General features: G+C 68.1%; 15 protein-coding genes and 1 pseudogene. 8 read left to right on the top strand and 8 right to left on the bottom strand.

What is annotated here, in order from left to right:
- Positions 1–144: 144 nt before the first annotated feature.
- The 3 genes from ACIQWA_RS13035 (at position 145) to ACIQWA_RS13045 (ending at position 3,287) form a co-directional block, all read left to right on the top strand.
- Positions 145–279: a hypothetical protein gene (locus ACIQWA_RS13035; protein WP_402482459.1), complete on the top strand. Its 135-nt coding sequence runs from the start codon at positions 145–147 to the stop codon at positions 277–279.
- A 111-nt stretch (positions 280–390) separates the two neighbouring features.
- Positions 391–1,425 carry a Fic family protein gene (locus ACIQWA_RS13040; protein ID WP_402481623.1) on the top strand — a complete coding sequence of 345 codons (1,035 nt, stop codon included), beginning with the start codon at positions 391–393 and terminating at the stop codon, positions 1,423–1,425.
- Between the two features lie 47 nt (positions 1,426–1,472).
- Entirely contained in the window at positions 1,473–3,287 is a 1,815-nt protein-coding gene (locus tag ACIQWA_RS13045) for an NHL domain-containing thioredoxin family protein (RefSeq protein WP_402481626.1), read from the top strand.
- Between the two features lie 63 nt (positions 3,288–3,350).
- On the opposite strand, the gene ACIQWA_RS13050 is transcribed toward ACIQWA_RS13045, so the two are convergent.
- Positions 3,351–4,664: a M18 family aminopeptidase gene (locus ACIQWA_RS13050; RefSeq protein ID WP_402481629.1), complete on the bottom strand. Its 1,314-nt coding sequence runs from the start codon at positions 4,662–4,664 to the stop codon at positions 3,351–3,353.
- Between the two features lie 440 nt (positions 4,665–5,104).
- Positions 5,105–6,934: an acyl-CoA dehydrogenase gene (locus tag ACIQWA_RS13055; protein ID WP_360239611.1), complete on the bottom strand. Its 1,830-nt coding sequence runs from the start codon at positions 6,932–6,934 to the stop codon at positions 5,105–5,107.
- Positions 6,935–7,149: 215 nt separating this feature from the next.
- On the opposite strand from ACIQWA_RS13055, the gene ACIQWA_RS13060 reads away from it, so the two are divergent.
- The 4 genes and pseudogenes from ACIQWA_RS13060 to ACIQWA_RS13075 all read left to right on the top strand — a co-directional run bounded on the left by ACIQWA_RS13060 (position 7,150) and on the right by ACIQWA_RS13075 (position 10,063).
- On the top strand, positions 7,150–7,653 hold the full coding sequence (locus ACIQWA_RS13060) for an SseB family protein (protein ID WP_380408510.1): 504 nt from the start codon (positions 7,150–7,152) through the stop codon (positions 7,651–7,653).
- 127 nt (positions 7,654–7,780) lie between these two features.
- Positions 7,781–7,996 (top strand): annotated as a pseudogene (locus tag ACIQWA_RS13065) (pirin family protein); the annotation flags it as partial.
- A 108-nt stretch (positions 7,997–8,104) separates the two neighbouring features.
- Positions 8,105–9,070: a pirin family protein gene (locus ACIQWA_RS13070; RefSeq protein WP_402481631.1), complete on the top strand. Its 966-nt coding sequence runs from the start codon at positions 8,105–8,107 to the stop codon at positions 9,068–9,070.
- 147 nt (positions 9,071–9,217) lie between these two features.
- Positions 9,218–10,063 carry a PE-PGRS family protein gene (locus ACIQWA_RS13075; RefSeq protein WP_402481634.1) on the top strand — a complete coding sequence of 282 codons (846 nt, stop codon included), beginning with the start codon at positions 9,218–9,220 and terminating at the stop codon, positions 10,061–10,063.
- On the opposite strand, the gene ACIQWA_RS13080 is transcribed toward ACIQWA_RS13075, so the two are convergent.
- On the bottom strand, positions 9,993–11,762 hold the full coding sequence (locus ACIQWA_RS13080; RefSeq protein ID WP_402481636.1) for a PE-PGRS family protein: 1,770 nt from the start codon (positions 11,760–11,762) through the stop codon (positions 9,993–9,995). The genes ACIQWA_RS13075 and ACIQWA_RS13080 overlap by 71 nt on opposite strands.
- Before the next feature lie 121 nt (positions 11,763–11,883).
- Here ACIQWA_RS13080 and ACIQWA_RS13085 point away from each other — a divergent pair, with 121 nt between their 5' ends.
- Positions 11,884–12,630, top strand: a complete 747-nt coding sequence (locus tag ACIQWA_RS13085; RefSeq protein ID WP_402481639.1) for a DUF6907 domain-containing protein — start codon at positions 11,884–11,886, stop codon at positions 12,628–12,630.
- A 200-nt stretch (positions 12,631–12,830) separates the two neighbouring features.
- Here the strand turns inward: ACIQWA_RS13085 and ACIQWA_RS13090 are convergent, their stop codons facing one another.
- The 5 genes from ACIQWA_RS13090 to ACIQWA_RS13110 all read right to left on the bottom strand — a co-directional run bounded on the left by ACIQWA_RS13090 (position 12,831) and on the right by ACIQWA_RS13110 (position 24,232).
- Positions 12,831–15,485, bottom strand: a complete 2,655-nt coding sequence (locus ACIQWA_RS13090) for an RNaseH domain-containing protein (protein WP_402481642.1) — start codon at positions 15,483–15,485, stop codon at positions 12,831–12,833.
- Positions 15,486–15,508: 23 nt separating this feature from the next.
- Positions 15,509–18,775 carry a hypothetical protein gene (locus ACIQWA_RS13095; protein ID WP_402481645.1) on the bottom strand — a complete coding sequence of 1,089 codons (3,267 nt, stop codon included), beginning with the start codon at positions 18,773–18,775 and terminating at the stop codon, positions 15,509–15,511.
- Positions 18,766–20,073 carry a hypothetical protein gene (locus ACIQWA_RS13100; protein ID WP_402481647.1) on the bottom strand — a complete coding sequence of 436 codons (1,308 nt, stop codon included), beginning with the start codon at positions 20,071–20,073 and terminating at the stop codon, positions 18,766–18,768. The genes ACIQWA_RS13095 and ACIQWA_RS13100 overlap by 10 nt, the downstream gene beginning before the upstream one ends.
- Before the next feature lie 49 nt (positions 20,074–20,122).
- Positions 20,123–20,683, bottom strand: a complete 561-nt coding sequence (locus ACIQWA_RS13105) for a hypothetical protein (RefSeq protein WP_402481649.1) — start codon at positions 20,681–20,683, stop codon at positions 20,123–20,125.
- A gap of 510 nt (positions 20,684–21,193) precedes the next feature.
- Positions 21,194–24,232, bottom strand: coding sequence for a type I restriction endonuclease subunit R (locus ACIQWA_RS13110; protein ID WP_402481651.1), 3,039 nt, complete (start codon positions 24,230–24,232; stop codon positions 21,194–21,196).
- Positions 24,233–24,263: the final 31 nt, after the last annotated feature.

Genomic DNA, 24,263 nt, shown 5'->3' on the forward strand with positions numbered 1-24,263 from the left:
CACCCAGCCCCCGGAGCGCCCACCCCCGGAACCGCCCCCGGACCAACCCACCCTCCCGAAAGCCCACCCCCGAACCAAAGCCCCGCGCAGCGGCCCCCACACACCCCCTGAATGCCCCCACCCCCAATACGGTTGGATACACCCATGGCATCTCGTGCACGCGTCCGCGCCCCCGAACTCATCGGAGCAGGCGGCTGGCTGAACACCGGCGGCAAGACCCTCACCCTCGCCGACTTCCGAGGCAAGATCACCGTCCTCGACTTCTGGACCTTCTCGTAGGGATCTTGCCGCTCCAGGGCCAGCATGCACCGGTCAACCCCTCGGCCGACCTCGAAGTTGATAAGTTCAATTAGCCAGTCATGGCATGTATCAACTCCGAGGAGAGCGACCTTGGCCGGACGAGGCAGGCCCAGCCGCAGCACTGTCTACAACCGACTCACCGGCGCACTGACCGAGCTGAACGAGCGCTTCGGCGGACTTCCCAGCCCCAGAGAAGCCCACGAGATCTGGGACGACATCTGGCATCAGGAGGCCCACCACTCCACCGCGCTTGAGGGCAATACGCTGGTTCTGCGTGAGGTGCAAGCACTTCTGGACCAAGGGCGAGCCGTCGGAGCGAAGCCGCTCAGCGAGTACAACGAGGTCCAGGGATACGCCGACGCAGCCCGCTGGGTCTACGGCCAGGCGCTGGAACCCGATGCCTGGCATGATGACGGGCGCCTCGTCACCCTCGGCGAGATCCGCCACATCCACCACACGGCGATGACCCCGGTCTGGAACGTGGCGCCCCACCCCGAGGCCGGCGACCGTGAGGGCCCCGGCAACTTCCGCGAACACGACATCGCCCCCTTCTCCGAGGGAATGACACCGCCGCGCTGGCCGCTAGTGCCGGCACAGGTCGAGCAGTGGGTTAACGAGGTCTGCGCCGTTGGCCAGCTGATCGAGAAGGGCCCGGATCTCGGCCGCCCGCTCCCCGAAGAACTGGCCCGCATCCATAACCAGTTCGAACGGATCCACCCGTTCCTCGACGGCAACGGCCGAACCGGCCGACTCGTCATGAACCTTGTCCTCGTCCGCCTCGGATATCCGCCGATCATCATCTTCAAGCGGCAACGGGACGCATACTTGACTGCGCTGCGCAGAGCGGACGCAGGGGACTACGGCAGCCTCGGTGAACTGATCGCCCGGGCCATGGAGGACAACCTCAACCGCTTCATCGTCCCCAACGTGGCCGGCCCCGCGAGGATGGTCCCGCTCGCCGCGCTGGTTGATGAAGAGCTGTCCCTCGCGGCTCTCCGGCAGGCAGCCCAGCGCGGTCGTCTGAACGCCGTACAGGGCACCGACGGAGTCTGGCGCTCGTCGCGCAAATCCGTCGCAGCCTACAAGGCCGCCAAACATCAGCGCAGGCCTCGTTCCACGGTGTGACGCCCTGCGCCGGAATGCGGACGGGGGGCGTGAGGTTTGATTGGGGCATGGCTTCTCGTGCACGTGTCCGCGCCCCCGAGCTGGTCGGCGCCGGTGGATGGCTCAACACAGGCGGCAAGGAACTCAAGCTTGCCGACCTGCGAGGTAAGTGTGTCGTACTAGACTTCTGGACCTTCTGCTGCATCAACTGTCTGCACGTCCTGGACGAGCTCCGCGAGCTCGAGGAGCGGCACCGCGACACCGTGGTGATCGTCGGGGTGCACTCCCCCAAGTTCGTGCACGAGGCCGACCACCAGGCCGTGGTGGACGCCGTCGCCCGGTACGAGGTGCACCACCCGGTGCTGGACGACCCGGCCCTGGCGACCTGGAAGCAGTACGCCGTCCGGGCCTGGCCGACCCTCGTGGTGATCGACCCCGAGGGCTACGTGGTGGCCCAGCACGCCGGTGAGGGCCACGCCCACGCGATTGCCCGGCTGGTGGCCGAGCTGGAGGCTGAGCACGAGGCCAAGGGCACGCTGCGCCGCGGCGACGGCCCGTACGTGCCGCCGGAGCCGAGCAGCGAGGACCTCAAGTTCCCCGGCAAGGCGGTGCGGCTCCCGAACGGCCACTTCCTGGTGGCCGACTCCGGCCACCACTCGCTGGTCGAGCTGGCCGAGGACGGCGAGAAGGTGGTGCGCCGGATCGGTGACGGGCAGCGCGGCCTGGTGGACGGCACCAGCCCGCGGTTCAGCGAGCCGCAGGGCCTGGCGCTGCTGCCGGAGGGCCACGACTACGACGTGGTCGTCGCGGACACCGTGAACCACGCGCTGCGCGGCGTGCGGCTGGCCGACGGCAGCGTGACCACCCTGGCGGGCACCGGCCGCCAGTGGTGGCAGGGCTCGCCGACCGAGGGCCCGGCCCGCGAGGTGGACCTCTCCTCGCCGTGGGACGTCGCCTGGTTCGACGGCAAGCTGTGGATCGCGATGGCGGGCGTGCACCAGCTGTGGGCGTACGACCCGGCGGCCGGCACGGTCGGCGTGGCGGCCGGCACCACCAACGAGGGCCTGGTGGACGGCCCGGTCGCCGAGGCCTGGTTCGCCCAGCCGTCCGGCCTCGCGGTCTCCGCGGACGGCGAGCGGCTCTGGGTCGCCGACTCGGAGACCTCCGCGCTGCGCTTCGTTTCACGTGAAACGGGGACGGTCGAAACGGCCGTCGGGACCGGGCTGTTCGACTTCGGCCACCGGGACGGCGCCGCCGACCAGGCCCTGTTCCAGCACCCGCTGGGCGTCACCGTGCTGCCGGACGGCTCGGTGGCCGTCAGCGACACCTACAACCACGCGCTGCGCCGCTTCGACCCGGCGAGCGGCGAGGTCACCACGCTGGCCACCGACCTGCGCGAGCCCTCCGGGGCGGTGCTGGTCGACGGCGACATCGTGGTGGTCGAGTCGGCCCGGCACCGGCTGACCAGGCTGCGGCTGCCGGAGGAGGCGGTGCGGGTGGAGTCGGTGGCGCACCGCACCCAGCGCGCGGCCACCGAGGTCGCCCCGGGCGCCCTGCGGCTGGACGTGGTGTTCGAGGCGCCGAGCGGCCAGAAGCTGGACGAGCGCTACGGCCCGTCCACCCGGCTGCTGGTCAGCTCGACCCCGCCCGAGCTGCTGGTCTCCGGTGCGGGCGCGGACTCCGCCCTCTCCCGCGAGCTGGTGCTCTCCGACGAGGTGACCGAGGGCGTGCTGCACGTCTCGGCGATGGCCGCCTCCTGCGACGACGACCCGGAGATCGAGTACCCGGCCTGCCATGTGCACCAGCAGGACTGGGGCGTGCCGGTGAAGCTGGTCGCCGACGGCGTGCGCCGCCTCCCGCTGGTCCTGGCGGGCATGGAGTAGCCGGGCGAGGCGCGGGGGCCCGTCGGCGAACCGGCGGGCCCCCGCGCGTCACAGCGTCCGTGCTCAGCCCTCCAGGAAGGCCTTGATCGCGCTGGCCAGCAGGTACGGGTCCTCGGCCCCGCACAGCTCGCGCGCGGAGTGCATGGACAGCGCGGCGATGCCGCAGTCCACCGTCTTGATGCCCAGCCGTGCCGCGGTGATCGGACCGATCGTCGTCCCGCAGGGCATCGCGTTGTTGGAGACGAAGCTCTGCCACGGCACGCCGGCCTTCTCGCAGGCGGCCGCGAACACCGCCCGGCCGACCCCGTCGGTCGCGTAGCGGTTGTTGACGTTGACCTTGAGGATCGGCCCGTCGTTCGGCAGCGGGTGGTGGCCCGGCTCGTGCCGCTCGGAGTAGTTCGGGTGGACGGCGTGGCCCATGTCCGAGGACAGGCAGACGGTGCCGGCCAGCGCCCGGGCGCGGTCCTCCGGGGAGCCGCCGCGGGCGTACACCGTGCGGTCCAGCACGTTGCCGAGCAGCGGGCTCTGCGCGCCGGTGTCCGACTCGCTGCCGGTCTCCTCGTGGTCGAAGGCGGCCAGCACCGGGATGTACGGCAGCGCCACCTCGCCCCCGGCGGCGGCGAGGGCCACGGCGGCCAGCGCGGCGGTGGCCGCGTGCACCGAGAGCAGGTTGTCCAGCCGCGGGCCGGCCAGCAGCTCGCGGTCACGGCCCAGGTAGGAGGCGGGCTGGACGTCATGGGTCATCAGGTCCCAGCCGGCCACCTCCTCGACGGCCAGCCCGGCCCGCTCGGCGACGTAGCCGATCAGCGAGCCCTCGTCGACCGGGCCGAGGCCCCAGATCGGGGTGACGTGCCGCTGCCGGTCCAGCTTCATGCCGTCGTTGACCTGGCGGTCCAGGTGGATGGCGAGCTGGGGCACGCGCAGCAGCGGCTCGTCCAGCTGGACGAGCCGCGCACTTCCGTCCTTCAGCGCGAGTCTGCCGGACAGGCCGAGGTCACGGTCCAGCCAGGTGTTCAGCGGCACCCCGCCGTAGATCTCCACCGCGACCTGCCGCCACCCGGCGGAGCCGGTGTCGGGGACCGGCTTCACCCGCAGGTTGGGCGAGTCGGTGTGGGTGCCGACGATCCGGAACGGCGTCTCCGGCCCCGCGCCCTCCGGCAGGTACCAGGCGATCAGCGCGCCGCCGCGGATCAGGTAGCGCCCGCCGGCCGCCGCGTCCCAGGCGTCCGTCTCCGCGACCTGACGGAACCCCGCCTTCTCCAGGCGCTCGGCGGCGCTCGCGACCGCGTGGTACGGGGACGGCGAGGTGCCGAGGAACGCGATCAGATCGTCGGTGTGCGTCCGGTCGAAGAAGGCCCGGCGGGCGGCGGTCGACATACTGCTCCAGGGTCGAGGGAGGGCCGAAGCCGGATGGGGGATCGGCTTCGCACCTTGAGCATATGCCCGTACACGGACATGGCATTCGGGCCCCGGCAGGGGTTTCGGAACACCGGCACGATCCCGAACCCGCCTCCCACCGGCCCTTCTTCACGCCCTGGTCCCGCCCGGTCGCACACCGTCAGCGGACCGCGGCACGGGGGCCGCGCCTCCCCCGCCGGGCACGGCGCCGGAGCCCTTCGACACCCGGCCCGCACCCGGCCCACAGCCAGTCCACAGCCGGACCACAGCCGGACCACAGCCGGACCGCTGGGCCCAACTCCCGTACGGCCTCCGGGCCTTGGGGCGCCTCGCCCGCGCGAAGACGCCGAAGGGCCCGGTGGCAGCCGGGCCCTTCGGCGTGAGGGTGTCGTCAGGCAGTCAGCAGAGCGCGCAGGGCCTTAGAAGGCCTCCTCCGCCAGCTCCATGATCTCGTTGTCGATGCCCTCGGCGATCGCCCGCTGCGGGGCGATGGTCGGGAGGACGTTCTTGGCGAAGAAGCGGGCGGCCGCGACCTTGCCCTGGTAGAACGGCACGTCCTTCTCGGAGGCGCCGGCCTCCAGCTTGGCCAGGGCCACCGCGGCCTGGCGCAGCAGCAGCCAGCCGACCACGACGTCGCCGGAGACCATCAGCAGGCGGGTGGTGTTGAGGCCCACCTTGTACATGTTCTTGACGTCCTGCTCGACCGAGGTCAGGTCGGCGATGAGCTTGCCGACGATGGCCTCCAGGTCGCCGGCGGCCTTGGCGAGCAGCTCGCGCTCGGCGGCCAGGGCGTCGCCGCCCTCGGCGGAGCCGAGGAACTTCTGGATCTGCTCGTTGAGGGCGGTGAGCGCCTGGCCACCGTCCTTGACGATCTTGCGGAAGAAGAAGTCCTGGCCCTGGATCGCGGTGGTGCCCTCGTACAGGGTGTCGATCTTGGCGTCGCGGATGTACTGCTCGATCGGGTACTCCTGCAGGTAGCCGGAGCCACCGAAGGTCTGCAGGGACTGGGCGAGCTGCTCGTAGGACTTCTCCGAGCCGTAGCCCTTGACGATCGGGAGCAGGAAGTCGTTGAGGCGCTCGGCGGCCTCGTCCCGCTCGCCGCGCAGCTTGGCGGCCAGCATGTCGTCCTGGACGGACGCGGTGAACAGGACCAGCGCGCGCATGCCCTCGGCGTAGGCCTTCTGGGTCAGCAGCGAGCGGCGCACGTCCGGGTGGTGGGTGATGGTGACGCGCGGGGCGGTCTTGTCCAGGAACTGGGAGATGTCGGCACCCTGCACGCGCTCCTTGGCGTACTCCAGGGCGTTCAGGTAGCCGGTGGAGAGGGTGGCGATGGCCTTCGTGCCGACCATCATCCGGGCGAACTCGATGATCTTGAACATCTGGCGGATGCCGTCGACCTTCTCGCCCAGCAGCCAGCCCTTGGCCGGGTGCTTGGCACCGAAGGTCATCTCGCAGGTGTTCGAGGCCTTGAGGCCCATCTTGTGCTCGACGTTGGTGGCGTAGACGCCGTTGCGCTCGCCGAGCTCGCCGGTCTCCCAGTCGAAGTCGAACTTGGGGACGATGAACAGACCGAGGCCCTTGGTGCCCGGCTTACCGCCCTCGGGGCGGGCCAGCACCATGTGGATGATGTTCTCGGACATGTCGTGCTCGCCCGAGGTGATGAAGCGCTTGACACCCTCGATGTGCCAGGAGCCGTCCTCCTGCTGGATCGCCTTGGTGCGGCCGGCGCCCACGTCGGAGCCCGCGTCGGGCTCGGTGAGGACCATGGTGGAGCCCCACAGGCGGTCGGTCATCCGCTTGGCGACCTCGAGCTGCTCCTCGGTGCCCTCCTCGGCGATGACGCCGGCGAAGGCCGGGCCGGAGGAGTACATCCAGATGGCGGGGTTGGAGCCCAGGATCTGCTCGGCGAAGGCCCAGATCAGCGAGTTCGGGGTGACCTGGCCGCCGATGGACTCCGGGATGCCCAGGCGCCACCACTCGGCGTCCATGAAGGTCTGGTAGCTCTTCTTGAACGTGGCCGGGATCGGGGCGGTGTTGGTCTCCGGGTCGAAGACCGGCGGGTTGCGGTCGGTGTCGGCGAACGACGCGGCGAGGTCGTTCTCGGCGAGGCGGGCGATCTCGCTGAGGATGTTCTTCGCGGTCTCGACGTCCATGTCCGCGAACGGCCCGGTGCCGTACACCTGGTCGCGACCGAACACCTCGAAGAGGTTGAACTCCACGTCCCGCAGGTTGGACTTGTAGTGACCCATGGCCGTTTTCTCCGGTTCGTCGCTTCCGGGTGACCGCCGCGTTTCGGGCGTCCCGTACCCACCAGTAGGCATCATGATGCTACCCAGCGGTAACTTGGGCAAGCCCCCGACGGTGAATCCGGTATGAACGTGGTCACGTCCCACAAGCCGGGACGACCACTCCTTGTCAGGATCGACGCCAGCGCGGGCGGGTGCGCTCCCGCTAGCCTGTCCGTGTGTACGGATATGACCAGAACGCATACCCGGGTGACCCCTACCAGCAGCAGGCGGGTCCGCAGCCGGGCATGAACGGCATGCCCGGACCGGACGCGTACGGCGCGCAGGGGCAGGCGCCCCAGCAGTCGCTGTACCCGGAGCCCTCCCCGCCATCCCTGGCGGACGCGGTGCGCGCCTTCACCACGGGCTCGATGGCGGTCGAGGACTTCCAGGCCATCTTCATCACCTCGAAGGTGCACTGCCCGCGCGGCGAGCGCCCCGGCTTCCTGGCACTGCACAACACGCCGACGCCGGTGATCCCGATGTTCAGCTCGCTCAAGGAGCTGCGCCGCTACGCCGGCAAGGACTCCAAGCACTTCACCGTCACCGGCGCCGAGGTGCTGGACCTGCTGCCGACCGGCTACGGCTTCGCACTGGACATGGAGGGCGAGCACCGGATGGTGTTCGACGCCAAGGCGGTCGAGCAGATGGTCGACTTCACCATGCGCCGGATGTACGGCTGACCCATCCTGAACGAGGAGCCCCGCGCTCCTTCGTCGACACATAGTTCAACTTTCAACTTGCTTGTTGTTGAGGATTGAACTATCCTCGTGGACGTAGGCCAGAGAACCCCCCTCGAAGGAGGCCGACATGCCCGCCGTGACCGTCGACAACCCGCTGACCCTCCCGCGCGTCACCACGCCGGACCCGGTCGTCGCCACCCCGCGGCCGGTGCTCACCGTCGCCACCGCCCCCGAAGGCTTCGAGGGTGAGGGCTTCCCGGTCCGCCGCGCCTTCGCCAAGATCAACACCAAGTACCTCGACCCGTTCATCATGATGGACCAGATGGGCGAGGTGGACTACGCGGCCGGCGAGCCCAAAAGCTAGTCCAGTTGGGGGACTAGTCGCAAGAGGGCTCTGACCTGCGGAGACGCAGGACGAACATCGCAATCCAACCCAACTGAGGAGGCCGGCATGCCCGCCGTGACCGTTGAGAACCCGCTGATCCTGCCGCGCATCGCGGCCCCCGCCGAGGGCTCTGTCGCCCGCCCCGTCCTGGCCGTCTCCACCGCCCCCGAGGGCTTCGAGGGCGAGGGCTTCCCGGTTCGCCGCGCCTTCGCCAAGATCAACCAGAAGTACCTGGATCCCTTCATCATGATGGACCAGATGGGCGAGGTGGACTATCAGGCTGGTGAGCCGAAGGGGACTCCCTGGCATCCGCACCGGGGCTTCGAGACCGTTACGTACATCATCGACGGCACCTTCATCCACCAGGACTCGCACGGCGGCGGCGGGGTGATCACCGACGGCGACACCCAGTGGATGACGGCCGGCTCCGGGCTGCTCCACATCGAGACCCCGCCGGAGTCGCTGGTGCTGTCCGGCGGCCTCTTCCACGGGCTGCAGCTCTGGGTCAACCTGCCCGCCGCCGACAAGATGATCGCGCCCAAGTACCAGGACATCCGCGGCACCAGCGTCAAGCTACTGGCCTCCTCGGACGGCGGCGCGCTAGTCCGGCTGATTGCTGGCGACATCGACGGCCACCAGGGCCCCGGTGCCACCCACACCCCGATCACCATGACCCACGTGTCGGTGAACCCTGGCGCCCAGGTCACCCTGCCGTGGCGGGCCGACTTCAACGCGCTGGCCTACGGGCTGGCCGGCAGCGGCTCGGCCGGCGAGGAGCGGCGGCCGTTCCACATGGGCCAGGCCGTGGTTTTCGGCGAGGGCGACTCCCTCACCATCCGGGCCGACGAGAAGCAGGACTCGCGCAGCGCCAACTTCGAGGTGGTGCTGCTCGGCGGCCTGCCGATCCGCGAGCCGGTCGCCCACTACGGTCCGTTCGTGATGAACAGTCACCGCGAGCTCCAGCAGGCCATGGAGGACTTCCAGGCCGGCCGCCTCGGAACAATCCCCGCCGATACCACCCTGGGACGCTGACCGGCACAGCGGCGAGGGCCCGGACCGGGAACGGTCCGGGCCCTCGCATGTCCGGTTCAGACCGTCAGCAGCCGCGCTGCGGTCCGACCACAACGAACTACAGGGAAGTGGTAGCGACGATCTGCACTGACCTGGCTCAATAGCAGGATGGAGATCGGCGAGAACTGGGCGTACCGCGCCCAGCCCAAGATGCTCGGCAGTGTGATCCGCCGTGTAGAGATCGTCCGGGTCGGCGGCCCGCGCCGGGCCGCTCAGGTGCACATCAGATTCCTCGAAGGCGAGGACGCAGGCCTGCAGGACTGGGTTGCTCCTGCTTCCCTGGTGGCGCTGTGGGATGACGTCGCGGTCTTCCAGAGCGACGATGCTGCTGAACTGGCGCTGGTCGAGGCATCCCGGCACGTGCGGAAGACCTCCGAGTTCGAGACTGCCCGAATGGTTCTCGGCTTCGTCCGTCCCAAGAGCCATCTACGGCTGCGCACGACTGCGGTCGATGCCGGCGTGCTGGAGCTCACGGCTCTCGATGCCACCGCTGACCGGCTAGGGCTCGATGCAGCTGAGCTGCGTGCAGACCCGATGGTCCATGAGAACCGCACCGGCCTGATCCTGGCGGGTTGGCCGGTCACCGAGCGAATCGCCCGGCGAGCCGCAGAGGTCCTGGCCGAGGAGATCCTCCCGGAGGTCGAGCGCCGCCAGGAAGCCCTCGACCAGGAACGTACGCAGCCCTCGTGGCAGTCGTGGAACCGCCGTCGCGACGAACGGAAGCTGCAGGCGGAGGATGAGCTACTGCGGACCGTTCGCGAGTGGTGCGGTCAGGAACGGGTGGAGCGGTTCGACGAGTTGCTCGCGCTACGGGCCGAGGTCGAGCGGCTTGGCACGATCGTCGAACGGGCTCTGAAGGCTCTGCGCGACCGGGGGCACGGCGTCATCGCCTCCACCATTGAGCGCGACCTTGGGGTCCGTATCTCCAGCCTTGGCCCTGAGGTGCGGCGCTGACGTCGCGCCACGGGTCGGTCTGCTGCCGCGGCTGGACGGGCGGGGCGGGCGGTGCCTCCTTCTCCGGCCGATGCGGGCTCCAGCCGTTGAGGAACGGCCTCAGCTCATCGGCCGTAGGCTCGGTCTCGAAGGCTTCGACACCGAGACCTCTTCCGAGCGCCGTCGGGTCGATCCTGTCCGCCTCTGCTCTGCCCCAAGCGGCCCACTCGCGGAACCTCCGCACCTCCCCCTCGTTGCCAGTCCGGCTCGCGGCTTCGTCCAGTGCCGCACAGAATTCCCGGATTTCCCGCGCCCCCTGCCACCGTTCCAGCGCCGACCCGAACCTCTCAAGGCGTGAGGCCTCGACGGCCTTGGCGCCAGCCGCAGCGACCGCAGCCTCCCAGTCCCGCTGCTTGCGTGCCTTCTCCTCGGCCGCCAAGCGCTGCCGCTCGGCCTCCGCCCTCTCGCGCTCCTCCCGCAGCCGACGTTGCTCGGCTTCGCGCTCCAGCTGGAGGCGCTCCTGTTCCTCGGCGCGCGTCTTCAGCTTCCGGAAGAGCGAGCTGATCTGCTCCTCCACCGGCCGCTTCGGAGTGTCGGCACAGTCGGTCTTCCAGCCACCGCCGTATCCGTAACCCCCCTGGGGCGCCTCGACGACCTGGAGGTCGAGTTCACCGGACGGCTCGGACCGGTGAGCAGGAGTCACCCGCTGCCAGTCGTACGTCTTGCGCCGTCCCGCGGCCTGGGGCACGTACTTGACGTGCTTCTGCCGCTCCTTGAAGCTCAACTCCCATGTCCTGCCATGGACGGAGAGGAGCGGCCGCGGCTGCTTCCGCTTCTTCAAGATCGCCACGTCACCGTGGCGCGACAGCGCCTCCTGTGCGATGAGACGGACGATCGACAGCACGCGAGGGAGTACCTCCTCGGAGACCTCGAAGGCGCTGTGATCGGCTTCCAACGCTGCGACCACAGCGTCCACGTCCGTGATGACCCGGCTGCGTTGCAGCCGAATCCGGTTCCACTCGGTCTCATCCAGCCCGTTGTCACGCAGCAGGCCAAGGTAGAAATCGCCTTTCTCCCGGCCGCTGTACTTCAGCTGATAGCCCTTAGGTGCACAAGTGCGAGCCGCGTCGAAGGCCCTGCGCAGCCTTGCCCGTTCCTCCGGCGACGGATCGGCGATCGTCAAGAAGCGCCCCGCCTGCTGGACCCGCTCGATCAGCGCCGGACCGCTCACGGCCCTGGACTCCTTCGGCTGCTGCCGAACTGCTGGCGCTCGTGTGCCGGCCTTGTCGCTCAGCTGGCCAGTCTCTACGGGCCTGCTCTGTGGTGCCGGGTCGGCAGGGGACCGGACCACGGTCTTTGGCTTCGGGGTCGGGCGGTCCGGGTGGTGCCCATGCTCCAGATAGAAGCGGCCAGCATCGGTGATCTCAGCCCGCCATTTCACCCCCACAGCCTTCGGCATGCTGATGAGTCCGCGCTCCTTCAGAGCACGGGCGCTATGGGCGAGTTCAGACTCGTCCGAGGTGACCGGGCTCCCGTCCCCGCCGATACGGGTCAGAAGCGAGAGCTGACGCTCATTGAGGGGAGACCAACGAAGCATGAAGCCGTCGTACCCCATCAGCACGATCTGAGACAACCGCCTCGCGACGTGCTTGCCGACGACGAGCTGGTCGGCGATTCCGGGGATGGTGCCCCAAACTGACCATGGGGATGCACACCTCACGATCTGACCAGCGTAGCCCTCCAGCGACGTACGTCAGTACGGTTTCTCAACTTAGCTCCAGTCATCCGGTGGTCGCTGGAAAAGTCGCGAACACGTCGATTCCCGCGACCTACGGAGCGTTATGCCGAACAATGCCTACCTCAGCCACTTCCCCTCAGAAGCCGCAGCGTCGTCGCTCCTGGCGTCGGACCCGACGCCGGCGCCGATAGCCACTCAGTCGTGCACCGAGATGCCCGGATGCGTCATAGATCACCTCGCCCAGAGAAGTTCGGTGCCCCAATGCAATCAGTTCGACCATCACGGTCCTGAGCACACGGTCTACGGTCCTGCCAAGGACCCGGTCCTCACGGTCCGCCGTACCTGGCGCACCGAGGAAGAGTGCGCACCGCTCATCGAGCTCTGGGGTTACTACGCCGACCTGGAACTGACCCAGGACGAGGCCCGTGGCTTCAGCGCGCAGTTGCGGGACCAGGCCGACCGCATCGACGAAGAAGTCGAGCGTCTCGTAGCTGACGGCATTCCGCCAGCCAGCGCCGGCCGCCCGCGCACCGACCAGTGCGTCACCCATCCCTGGTGCCTGAAGGGTGCCGCACCCCACTACGACTGCGAGGGCGCGGAGATCGCACTCGGCTGCGTCGACTCCCCCAGCATGGGCCGAGATAGGTCCTATCTCGGTGCTTTCCTGGCGACCTACGACGGTGTACCCACCTGTGGAATGCATCTCGACAATTGGACGGATCTCAGCGCCGCCGACCTCCGTCAGGTGATCAACGAGATCGAGGGATACCTCCCGAAGCTCAGGATCCTCGCCGCTCAGCTGGCTCTGGCCGAAGCCGGAAGCGCGACTGCACAGAGGCTGTCTGCCTGAGCGGTGGGACCTCCAGGCACCCGCTGCGTTGGGTCCTCCCACGCGTCACCCGATCGGGCGTCAGCAGTATTCGGGACAGGCCAAGATGTCTTGGCCAGCCAAGGCCCGTTGGGGCAGGAAAGCCACGGTCGGTGAGTGCCCACGCGTGCAGTGCCCCGCCGTGCTGCGCCTGGTGGAACGCAAGCAGGCGGGGCCATCTGCTACTGGTCCTCGTCGGGCTCATCACTGTCGAGGTCTTGCGGGACGGTGCGCCGGTACTGCGGGTGGTCTTGGTCCATTTGGAGCGCCGCATGGAGCGCGATCGGGTAGCGAGTGCGGTGCTTCCACGCGAGTGCCTGGTGGCAGAGCCTGGCCGTCACCATCGTCAGTTCACGCCGGTGGTCCGGGTTGGTGGCGATCGGGAAGATCTCGGTGGCGGTCATGGCGTAGTAGTTGGCCTTGATCTCGTTCTTGCCCTTGTTCCACGGCAGGGCGGTCCAGCGGGTCTTCTTCGATCCTTGTCGGCCGGCGCCGTTGCCGTCGAACTGGTGGGTGGTGTTGACGAGGAGCCAGGCGCCGTTGGTTCCGAGGTCGGGGTCGATCCGGAAGACCTGGGTGGTGCGTTCCTTGGTCTTGATCGTTGTGTCGTCCTGGTCGGTGATCGTGACCTGTACCGGGCGGGGGACTTCGTCGTCGGTGGTGTTCAGGCGGATCACTGCGAGGGGCCGGAAGCGAGGGGCGATGGTGGAACCGGGTAGCCAAGTGGTGTTGGCCTCGGGGGGCTGTCCCTGGGCCCTGTTGTGCAGTCCCTTCCAGAGTCGGCGGCAGGCGACCCCGTCCACCGTGACGGTGTACGGGGTGCCGCCGAGGTAGTCGGAGAGGTCTTCCAGGGCCTGGTCGATGACCTTGGCGGTGCTGGAGTAGCCGGCACTGTTGTCGACGAACTCCGTCATCTTCCCGGCCGGGTAGTCGGAGGCGTGGAAGGCGGCTTCGGCGAGGTGGTAGGGCTTCCAGATCCGGTCGGTGTAGGACCAGCCGTGGAGCGTCCACGCGCCGTCCTTGACGACGGGGGGCTTGAGGACGGTGGCCGAGACGACGATCCTGGCGTCCCGTTCTCCCGGGCGCCGCGATTGCCTGCGGACGTGGATGCCGCAGTGGGCGACGCCGTCGGCTGGGAGTTCTCCGATGGGCTTGGTCAGGACGTCGGAGACGCGTCGGTCGATGAAGCCGAGGTTGCGGTAGAGGTCCATGAGGCAGGACAGGCTCTGGTGGTCCATGCCGGTGGACTTGTCGATGCCGGTCTGGGTCGCGCTGTCGATGTACTGAACGACCAGGTCCATCTTGGCGAGGATGCGGTGGGTCTGGTGCTTAGCGTCTTCGCTGTCCTTCGGCCTCGGCAGGGAGTTCTTCTTCCCGTCGCCGTACTCGGTCTCCGCCCACACGCCGACGATCTCGCCCGACACCGCCTTCAGGGAGAGCAGGTCGGCCGTGTGCGCGGATCGGCCGGCTGCGGGTCCGTGCTGGAGGAACTCGGGGACGTGGTGGAAGACGGCGCTGACCCGCGTGCCATGCAGCGTCGCGCTCTTGCCTTCGGCGGGATTGAGGTCGGCGGGGTCTTGGCCGTAGGCGAGGGCGAGTGCGTTGATCATCCGCTGGCGGACTTCGTGTGTGGCCCACAGGCACACGATGCGCAGGTGCTCCAGGCCCATGGCGTCCAGGGAGCGGGTGATGTCCAGCGGGTCCATGAGGACGTCGGCCTTCTGGGCCTGCTTGAAGTTGCCGCCCTCGTAGAAGCCGTGGAAGGGCTGCCACTCGTCCCCGAGTGTGGACTGGAGGTGCTCGTGGAACCCTCGGTAGTAGTCCATGCCCACGCCGGACCCGACGGGGAAGTAGAAGGCCTTGGCCATGATGGGCCGGACAGTTCCCAGTTGCTGCGGGGCCGGAGCCTCCTGGCCGTTCTCCCGGGCTTGCTGGCGGGCCGATCGGTCGGCCTGGATCTGCCGGTCGACCTCATGGAGGACTGACCGGCCCATGCCGAGCCGGGAGAGGGCTTGCAGGGCGAGTCGGTTGACGTTGCGCAGGCGTCCCCGGCCGTCGAGTTCGACTTCCACGAGCGGCCGGCCCGGGTGGTCCTGCTCGGCCAGGACGGTGCGGGTGAAGTCCATGGAGCGGTTGATCCGCGTGGCCGAGGCGGAGACGAGGATCAGCGGGTCGCGCACGTTGGGTTCGGTCTTCATCTGCAGTCGGATCCGCGGGAGCCGGAAGCGGTTCTCGTTCTCGTCGGGCCAGGGGTCGTCCCACGCGACGAGGCCGCCAGCGGTGTCGGGCCGGAGCCGGACCGACCGGCCGTCGATGGACCAGGGTTGGGCGGCGATCCTGCGGGCGAGGTCCCAGGCGACGGTCTGGTAGACCCAGTTGGGGGCGTCGGGCTGCTCGCTGGGTGAGCGGAGCAGGTAGTCGGCGAGCGCGCGCTGCTCTTGGTGGGTGGAGGCGAACTTCTCCGCGATGCCGACGGGCTGGTTCAGGTCGATGTCGTCGATGTCCTCGCCCATGGCCAGTCCGTGCAGCAGGGTGAAGACGTCTCGGACCGTGTCGTCGTCGATTGGGTCACGGCTGGCCAGGACTGCCTTCTTGGCGTCCAGCCAGACGTATCCGCCGGTGAGGGCGCGCAGGGCCGTCGTGACGATGGAGTGCGGGGCCTGGACCTCCTCGCGTCCCGCTCGCCGGCGGTAGGCGTTCTCGAAGATCCTCCACATGTTGACGCCGGCCGGGCCGCAGTCGCGGATGTGGACGGAGGCGTCCCCGAGGAGGTCGCGGGTGACCCGGCCGGCGAGGAGGTCGAGTCGCTGGATTTGCTTGGGCGGGCGGGCGGACATGCGGGCGGGTTCTCCTTCGAGGGTCATGCAGCCGGTTCGATGCCGGCGTATGCGAGGAAGGCGGCGAGGGCTTCGCGGTAGATGTCGTCCATGCGGCGACGTTCGTCCTCGTCCCAGTTGGTGTGCATCCGCGTGAGGATCGTCGCGAGGTCGGCCTGCCAGGAGTCCCGGTGGAAGGCGTAGTCGACGAGGTGCAGGGTCATGTCCGTGCCGCCGCGCCGCGCGCGTCCGGCGAGCTGGATCATGTCGACGACCATGCCCGCGACGATCTCCTCCTGCAGGACCTTGTGCGTCGACCCGAAGCCGGGGGCGGAGCGCATGATCAGGCTCAGCCGCCGCCACGCCTCGGTCCGCGCGGCCGTCAGCGCGGCGACGGGGTCGTCGCTGGGTTCCTTGGGCAGGCTGTTGAGGCCGGCGGCGTTGACCGATGCGTACATCTCCGGAGGGTCGCTCAACAGCGCGAGCGGGCGGGTGCACAGGTAGACGGGGGTGATCGCCGACTTGGTGCCGATGACGATGTTCAGGCCGCGGGCGATGCGGGCCATGGGGACGACGAGGATCTTTCCCTTGGTCGGGAAGGTCTCGAACTCCTCAGGTGTCAGTTCGATGATGCCGCCCGGTAGCGGCGGCAGGTCGCTGCGGCGTTCCTTGTCCGGCGGGACGGCCACGCACAGACCACCGGTGTAGTTGCCGGAGTTGTAGATGCCCAGCGCGATGTAGCGGCAGTGCAGGTAGGAGTTGACCACGACGGCGGCGTGTGCGCGGTCCTTGTCCTGCTTCTCCAACCGCTGCAGTTCGGGGTGGATCCGGGTGTCATACAGGCGCTCGCCGAGCTCCTTGAGGGCACCGGCTTTGAGGTGCTGGGGGAGCCCGGAGATCTGGATGGGATCGTTGAGGGCGTCGGTGATGGTGTGCTTCTTCGCGCGGATGCTGTCGGGTGCGGCATCGGTCATCCACCACTTCACGGTGCTGTGGATGTGCTCGCGGACGGCCTGCGGGAAGTACGCGGTTGCGGAGAGGCCCATGACGGGCCGTTCGGTGCCAGCGAGGGCGAGGGCCACGATGCTGCCGAGCTGGGCGGTGTAGGTGTGCGGGTCCCCGGTGATGCTCTGCGAGGTCAGCTCGCCGGTCTTGGCCGGGTCGTCCAGGCCGGTGACGCGGTAGCCGAAGAGGGCGCGGCCGAGCATGCCGAAAGGGAGGATGTTGGCTCCGATTCCGCGCTCGAGGCGTTCGGCGAGGGCGCGGGCCGAGGCCAGGCCGCTCGCACGGAGTTGGGCTGTCTTTCCCGTGAGGTCGTTGAGGGTGTCGTCCAGCTCCGACAGCCATGTGCGGACGATGAGCAGTTCGACGGCCTCGGCGCGGTCGTGCTCGTCCTTGACGACGTCTTTGAGGAGGTCGTTGAGGCGGTGCTGGGCGTGGGTAAGTAGGTCGGCGCCGCGGTGGCCGAGGAGCTCGCCGAGGATGGCACGCGCTTCGACGTAGTGGCCCTCCAGCTCCACTGCGGCGAGCGGGTCGGTGAGCGGGTCCTGGCCGGGTTTCGGCGGCCTGAGTGCGTTGAGCTTGTCGAACAGCTCCTGGGGGATCTCGTGTTCGATGGTGATGCCTGCCTCGGGGAACAGCAGGTGGATCAGGCGGCGGTCTCGGCCCCCGGAGATGTGCCAGCCGGTGCTGTTCATGCCTGCGCGGTCGCCGACGGGGCCGCCGTCCCCTTCGTAGTGCCGCAGGTGGAGTTGGCCTTCGCAGACCGCGGCCAGCAGGAACTCGGTGAGGTAGCGGGCGTAGGTGACTGGTGGGACGAGTTCCTTGACCGTGGCCGGCGGTTGCTTGCGAAGTTCGTCGTGGAGCTGTTGGAGCGGGAGCTTCTTGTCGAGGCGGGAGTCCAGGACCAGTTCGCTGGAGCACTTCCCGATGGCCGTGGACTGGAATTGGTCGATCTCGTCGACGAGGGTGGCATGGCAGCGGCGGAAGAGGAACTCAGCCACGGTCAGACCGGCGACGGGCCGGTCGTCGAGGGTGACGCCGATGGGCATCCGACCCATCATGAAGTTGTGGTGGTTGGTCACCACCACCGAGGCAGTGCAGGCGTTGTAGTGCTGCTGGTACTTCCCGCAGACGGGCACGAACGGGCAGCGCCGGGTGCCCTTGGACGGCGGGAGCGGGTAGAGACTCATGCAGGATTCCGAGCCCGCCGGGTAGGGGTGCGTGGCCTCGGTGAAACGGCTCAGCGAGCAGCCGTAGGAGAGTTGACCGATCTTCCACAGGACCTTGGCCGACTGTTCGGCGATCGATCCGTCGATGCGGGAGACGATCTTCATGGCCCGATCGTGCAGCCCGTAGGGGGACATCAGCGGGGTGCACGTCTCTTCGCGGCCGAGGTAGGCGAGGTCCTGGCTGATCTCCCACGCTGCCGAGAGCGTGGCCTCGACGGTGGGGAGGACGATCGCGAGGGCCAGCCCGTTGATGGCGAACCATGAAGCCATGACGCGGACGAGGACGCTCTTGCCGGTACCCGTGGGGGCGTTGAAGACCTCGGTGGCGCCGGCGCACAGGCGGATCGCCTCCTTCGGGGAGAGCATGTCCGTGCTGTTGAGCTGGCCGAAAAGCGCTTTGAGGACCTGGTGCAGGTGCCGACCGTCCGGCTTGAGCCGCAGGTCCAGCTGTCGGGCGAGATCCAAGAGGCCGCTGGTGGGGATCTCGATGTTCGGAACGTGGGCGGCGGTGTGCACCTGGGGTGGAGTCTGGCACGGGTCGGCCTCGGTGCCGCCGGCGAGTACGGGGATGGCTGCCCGGCCCTGGATCTCGCCGATGCCGCCAGCGTAGAGCGTGCGGGTGAGCCACTGTCCGGCGGCTGCCGGTTGTGGCGGCTTGGGACGCGGGTGGTCCTTGTGGACCCGTTTCATGGTGCGGTCCACGTAGCCCAGGAAGTCGTCCCCGATCCTCGGTGAGGCGGCCACCGCAGTGTGGGGTTCACCGACGAGGACGAACTGGGGTGCCTGCCCGGCGGCCGTCGCTGCCAGGATCCGGCGCGCGGCTTTCCCGAAGGCAGGTGCACCGGCAAGTTCTCCCGGTGCGTTGACGAGGACGTCGGCGAGGCGCTGCTTGTCCGCGTGAGGAAGGCGGGCCCAGCCGTCCCACTTGTCGTACTGGCCGGACAACAGGAAGGCGGCGTGTCGGAACGTCGCTGCGGGCTGCCCGTGCTCGTCGAGTGGGCCGGGGAAGTAGTGGGCGGCGAGGGCCAGAGCACAGTAGACCGCTGCGTCGTCCTTGCGGAGCTTGCCTGTCACGCCCATCGGATACCCGCCGTCCTGCAGATCGCTTGGCCAACCTCTCCCGCGGTGGCCACCTTCAGGGAGAACTCCTCGCATACCCCGCGCAACAGTGGAAGCGACGCCTCCCGGTGATCGGGGACGACGATCCACTCCGCTCCTCCGACGTCGCCGCCGTCGGCCTGGATCTTCTTCGCCAGCAGCATCTCCGAGGTGAAGTCCTTGACGTCGAGCTGGAAAGACTGCGTCCGTCCATCAGGGAGCCAGACGTCCACGTGCAGGTCATAGGTGTCCAGGAAGGGCCAAAGCGTGACACTGCCAGGGCAGTTGTCATCGGCACCGAGGGCAGCCCGGCTCATGTGGGACTCCGGGGCGGCAGCGAACCCACGCGCGATGAGCGCGTCGTACAGGGCGATCTCGAGGAGGCCGGGAATCGTCGTATACCGCCAGGGCCCGCGGGCCAGCGCCACGTACCCGGCGCTCGGCATCGGCTTCGGCACCGGACCGCGCAGGTCAGGAGCCAGGACAGAAGCCGCCCCGGTGAACGCTGGCGGCGGAGAGCCGGGGATCAGGGTCGGCGGCTTACCAGCAGCGGGGATCTTGAATGTGTAGGAGGCACCCATCAGCTCAGCGTGCGGCCGATAGAAACACTGGACCCTCCCGCTGGCTGACTTCCGGGAACGGTGCCGGGTTACCTTCATCGGCCAGCGGCACACGGGGCAAGCGAACCACCATTGCTCATACAGCGCGGCGAAGCTGACAGGCCGGTAGTACTGGCCGACCACACTGGGCAGGTTCAGCCGCCGAACCGCCGCCTCGGTTCCGGCTGGCATCCGGGAAAGGTCCGCCCTGCCCTTCGCGTACGCCTCCTGCGTGCCGCGCTTCCTCAAGCCCGAGTTGACGGTGACCTGGTCCATCTCCTGCTCGATCTCCGCGAGCGAGGTGGACCTGCCGCCCTGGGTGGCCTTCTGTACGGCCTTGGCAACCTCCCGCTGTTCCTGGTCTAGGTCGAACAAGTCCTCTTCGAAGAGCCCGTCGTCATTGATGAGGTGCACACCGGCCATCTCCTCCGGTGACACGCCATCGGGTAAGAGCCCGGCGAGGTCGTCGGCGAGCATCGTCATGAAGGACTCGAACGTGAGGGGATGGCCGGGTCCCCGAGCAGCGAGGACTTCGCCGTGGCTGTCCATGAGAGTGCGCAGCCGCCCCTCGGCCGACTGCTCGGTGTCCGTGAGCGCCTTGGCCGCCACTGTCGCGGCACGCATCACCATCTGCCGGATCACGTCGTGACTCACCGGCTCCGCTGCGGAGGTGAACTTCACGCAAAGCACCATAGACCTGAGGTCCGACAGCGACACGGGAATCACGCGATCAGAGCGGATCCGGGGCTCTCAACTGGACATCCGGGTAACGGGTTTGATAATCGGATCGGTGCGCGTTGACGTGCCGCTTCCCGGCCTCGGTAAGCCGCCACCTGTACTCAAGGACGAACGTCCCACGGCCCTTCTCCACCCGGACGGGGTGGCAGTCGATGTATCCCCGGCTCGGCCGGCCGTTGGGGCGGTAGCCAGTGCCCAAGTAGAACCTTGACTTGCCTCCCATCGCGTCCTCGGACAGCCCCTCGGCCCCAGCTTCGGCGACCCGGACGAGATTGCGCCAAAGCCACTCCGACAACAGGTACGCCGGTCGGCGTGGGACGGTGGGGATGCCCAGTGCGGCGCGCGCGCAGGCACGACCGGAGCGTGTCAGTTCCACCAGGACGCGGGAGGCGAGACCGACTTGGGGGACGTCGACGCGGTCCTCGCTGATCTTCAGAAGCCCTCTGCGGGCAAGCGCATGCAGGGTGGCCCCTGCCCCCGCATCGAGATGCCCGTCCGCGCGAAGTCGATCCTGGATCGCGGTGTACTCGGCGAACGGCAGCTCGGACCGCATCGAGAAGGGCAACCTTCGCCACTCCGCCGCCGCACCAGGGTCTCGAAACGCCGCTCGGGCCGACTTCGCCCGGCGTTCCGCCTCCTGATCCTCGTGGAAGCAAGCGAGCAAGTAAGCTTGCTGACGACTATTCAGACTCTCCCGCATAGTGTCGGTCCTTCGGCCGCAGGGCGATACACAGGGGCGGAGCGACCATCCACATGATCGCCTCGAATCCCGGCGTCGCCGGGGGGCGTGGTGCCCCTACGCTCCCAGAGCATCGCTGAGAAGTGGCTGCCCCTCGCCGATGCCGCCTGCGAGCTCCCAGCACATCGCACAACGGGTAGAGCCTGAACTGTCACGATCACCCCAGTCTTCGCGTAACAGACACCAGCCTCCGCCCTGCGCCTGGCATAGGACCGGAATCCCTCGTCGCCAGCAAGTGCGGTCCAGTGGATTGCTCATGCTCGAATAAGCAGGAGAACAAGCCCAGCAATCACCACAGGTTGCTGGGCCGCCTCTAAGGGTTCGTCAGTCAACCAGGTAGTGGGCTTCGATGTAGGCGACAGTGGAGTCATACGGCTCCCCCACCGGCTTCAGCATGTACCGGCGGAAGACCGCTGCGGTGGCGCGGCGGGCGCCTCGGTTTCGGGCATCGGCGTTGTCCCATGACTGGGCGAGGGTTCGGGTGACCACCTGGTCGATCTCCTCGGCCAGGTTCCGCTCGGTGACTGTGATTCCAGTCGGCGCGTGGTCGCGGATGATCCGCGACAGGACACCCACGCGGTCGTCGTCCAGCACGACGACGGCCGTGTTGGGGTGCTTCTCGGCATCCACGACGGCGCGGGCGACTCGAAGTGCTTCGGCCAGGAAGTCCAGGGCGTCCTGAGCGTTCTGGATGATCCGGTCGCGCAGCAGCCTTATCCGCTCCGCGAGGGCGGTGTACTTCGCGGACCCCGGTTCGACGCCCTTGTCGAGGGCGGCCTTGATGTGATCCAGGATCTCCGCCGCAGACGGCGGCTTCTTGTCCTCACCGTCACCCTTGTCGGTTTTGGGGCGGACCAGGGCCAGCAGCTCCTTCAGGATGACAATGCCCTGGGCGTCCAGGACAAGGGCTTCCTCCTGGGAGGCGGCCACCGAGAAAGAGTGGACGTGGGCGTTAATGATCTCCAGGACCATCGGCCCGAGCTCGCCCAGCCGTTCCTTCCTCTCCTCATCAGAGGACTTCTTGAACAGGGTCGTATACACGGATCCGAACAGTCCGAAGCCGTCCTGGTACTTGGCGACCCGCTTGTCGGTGTTGATGAGCGGGTACAGGCGGGCCAGGAGTCGGTAGTCCTTCGTGAACACCTCGGCTGCGCCAGGGTTGGCGTCCAGGAAGCCGTTGATGGCCCGTACGGACTCGTAACCGTGGACTGTGAGGTCGAGGCCGTCCACGTCCGCGAGGAGGTCTTCGATGCGGGCGAAGGTGGTGCGGAACTCGGCGACCAACGCGGACAAGTCAGTGATGAACCCGCCGCCCCTGCCGGCTCCCTTCGAGGTGGGGTCGACGACGGCCCGCTGGACCTCTTCGGCCAGGCCGATGTAGTCCACGACCACGCCGCGGGTCTTCACGAAGCCCGTCGGGGACACCCAGGTGCGGTTCGGACGGGTGATGGTCTGGAACAGACTGTGGGCCTTCAAGGGCTTGTCCAGGTAGAGGACGCCCTCGTTCGGGGCGTCGAACCCCGTCATCAGCTTCGCGGTCACCACGAGGAAGCACAGCGGGTCGTCCGGGGAGAGGAACCGCCGCTTCTGCTCTTCCTCCTCGGCCTCCGAGAGCTGGAACGGCTTCATGGCGGCGACTTCGTCCTTGGCATCCGAGACGGAGATGTTCACCTCAGCGGTGATCCGAGTGTGCTTCCCGACTCTGGCGAGCACCTGTGACGCCTCGAAGCCGGCCAGCAGCTCGTTGATCTTCTGCATGTATGCCACGGCCAGCTCGCGGTTGAAGGCGACGACCTGGGCCTTGAGGCCGTTGCGGTAGGCGCCGGCCAGGTAGTGGTCCACGATGTCCTGGCAGACCGCGTGGATGCGGTCGGGGTTGGCGAAGACCGAGGTGAGACGGCCGAACTTGCGGGACAGCGTCTCGCGGTCAGGGTCATCGAGGTCGAAGTCGTCGGCGAACTGGTCGAACTCGGCCTGCAACTCCTGGTCGTTCATCTCGAAGACGACCGGGCGCGGGTCCAGCACGACCGGCACGGTCGCCTCGTCCAGCAGAGACCGGGACACCGAGTAACGGTGCAGCACCCTGCCCGGGTCGGCCTCCTCGCCGAAGAGGGCGAAGGTGTCGGTGGCGAGGTTCCGTACGGGGGTGCCGGTCATGCCGAAGAACTTCGCGTTCGGCAGCGCTGCGCGCATCTGCCCGGCCAGGGATTTCTTCTTGTCGGACTGGGTGCGGTGTGCCTCGTCGACCAGCACGATGATGTTGGCCCTGGTCGACAGGTTCTCGCCGGCGTCGGCGAACTTGTGGACGGTCGTGGAGATGACACCGCGCACGTCGCCGGCGAGCAGGGAGCGCAGCTTCTGGCTGGTCTTGGGCTGGTGGAAGTACGCGTCCCCCATGGCGGAGGTGAACACTCCGGCGGTGTGCCGCACGAGGTGGGTCCGGTCCGAGAGCAGGATGATCGTGGGTGAATCGGTGCGGGTGTCAGCCAGCAGCAACGAGGCGGCGAAGACCATCAGCAGGGTCTTCCCCGACCCCTGATGGTGCCAGACCAGTCCCTTCGACCCACCCGCCAGGACCCGTTTGTGGATTAGGTGGGCGGCTTCCATCTGCGGGTAGCGGGGCAAGTACTTGATGTCAGCCCCGCCCCCTGCAGTGTCGAAGAGGACGAAGTTGGCAAGCATGTCCAGGACCGTGGCCGGGTTCATCAGCAGCTCGACGGAGCGCTTTACGTCCGCCTGCCCGGAAAGGTTCTCGTCGTCAGTGGTGGACCGGAACGGCTGCCACAGGTTCGTGGGCGCGCCAGCGGCACCGAACCTCAACTTCAGTCCGTCGGAGGCGACGGCGAACACGTTAGGCGTAAAGAACCAGGGGTACTCGGTGACGTAGACGTTGTTGATCTCGTTGGCGGCATCGACCCATCCGGACTTCGCGGTCGGTGACTTCACCTCAACCACTACCAGAGGGAGACCGTTGACCCAGTACACGAGGTCGAACCGACGGGAGGTCTTGCCGGGGACAGTTATGGTCACCTCGTCGGACACGACGAGCGTGTTGGCGGTCGGGTGCTCGAAGTCGACGACCTTCAGGGCGTGCCACACGCCGTCGGCGTCCCGGAACTCCTTGTGCCCGCGCAGCAGGCGCAGTACCTGCTCGTTGGCCCGCACCAGCCCGCCCTCGACAGCGTTGACCGTGGCGACGATCTCCTCGACCACCGCGTCCACGTCGAACCCGTCGATCATCCCAGGATTGAGTCGGACGATGGCGTCCCGCAGCTGGCCTGCGATCACCGTCTGCGTCGTCTCGCGCGGCAGCGCCCTGCCTGCGGTGAAGGCCCAGCCCATCGGGAGGGACCAACGAATCATCAGATTCTGGAACTCGCGCTCTTGTACGCCC

It is taken from the genome of Kitasatospora sp. NPDC098652 (genome assembly GCF_044760155.1).
Taxonomy (GTDB): Bacteria; Actinomycetota; Actinomycetes; order Streptomycetales; family Streptomycetaceae; genus Kitasatospora.

What these genes read in the sequence shown, in the direction of transcription:
- ACIQWA_RS13035 (WP_402482459.1), top strand. Translation starts at nt 145, where the DNA reads ATGGCATCTCGTGCACGCGTCCGCGCCCCCGAACTCATCGGAGCAGGC.
- ACIQWA_RS13045 (WP_402481626.1), top strand. Translation starts at nt 1,473, where the DNA reads ATGGCTTCTCGTGCACGTGTCCGCGCCCCCGAGCTGGTCGGCGCCGGT.
- ACIQWA_RS13050 (WP_402481629.1), bottom strand. Translation starts at nt 4,664, where the DNA reads ATGTCGACCGCCGCCCGCCGGGCCTTCTTCGACCGGACGCACACCGAC.
- ACIQWA_RS13055 (WP_360239611.1), bottom strand. Translation starts at nt 6,934, where the DNA reads ATGGGTCACTACAAGTCCAACCTGCGGGACGTGGAGTTCAACCTCTTC.
- ACIQWA_RS13070 (WP_402481631.1), top strand. Translation starts at nt 8,105, where the DNA reads ATGCCCGCCGTGACCGTTGAGAACCCGCTGATCCTGCCGCGCATCGCG.
- ACIQWA_RS13075 (WP_402481634.1), top strand. Translation starts at nt 9,218, where the DNA reads ATGGAGATCGGCGAGAACTGGGCGTACCGCGCCCAGCCCAAGATGCTC.
- ACIQWA_RS13085 (WP_402481639.1), top strand. Translation starts at nt 11,884, where the DNA reads ATGCCGAACAATGCCTACCTCAGCCACTTCCCCTCAGAAGCCGCAGCG.
- ACIQWA_RS13090 (WP_402481642.1), bottom strand. Translation starts at nt 15,485, where the DNA reads ATGTCCGCCCGCCCGCCCAAGCAAATCCAGCGACTCGACCTCCTCGCC.
- ACIQWA_RS13095 (WP_402481645.1), bottom strand. Translation starts at nt 18,775, where the DNA reads ATGGGCGTGACAGGCAAGCTCCGCAAGGACGACGCAGCGGTCTACTGT.
- ACIQWA_RS13105 (WP_402481649.1), bottom strand. Translation starts at nt 20,683, where the DNA reads ATGCGGTCCGAGCTGCCGTTCGCCGAGTACACCGCGATCCAGGATCGA.
- ACIQWA_RS13110 (WP_402481651.1), bottom strand. Translation starts at nt 24,232, where the DNA reads ATGATTCGTTGGTCCCTCCCGATGGGCTGGGCCTTCACCGCAGGCAGG.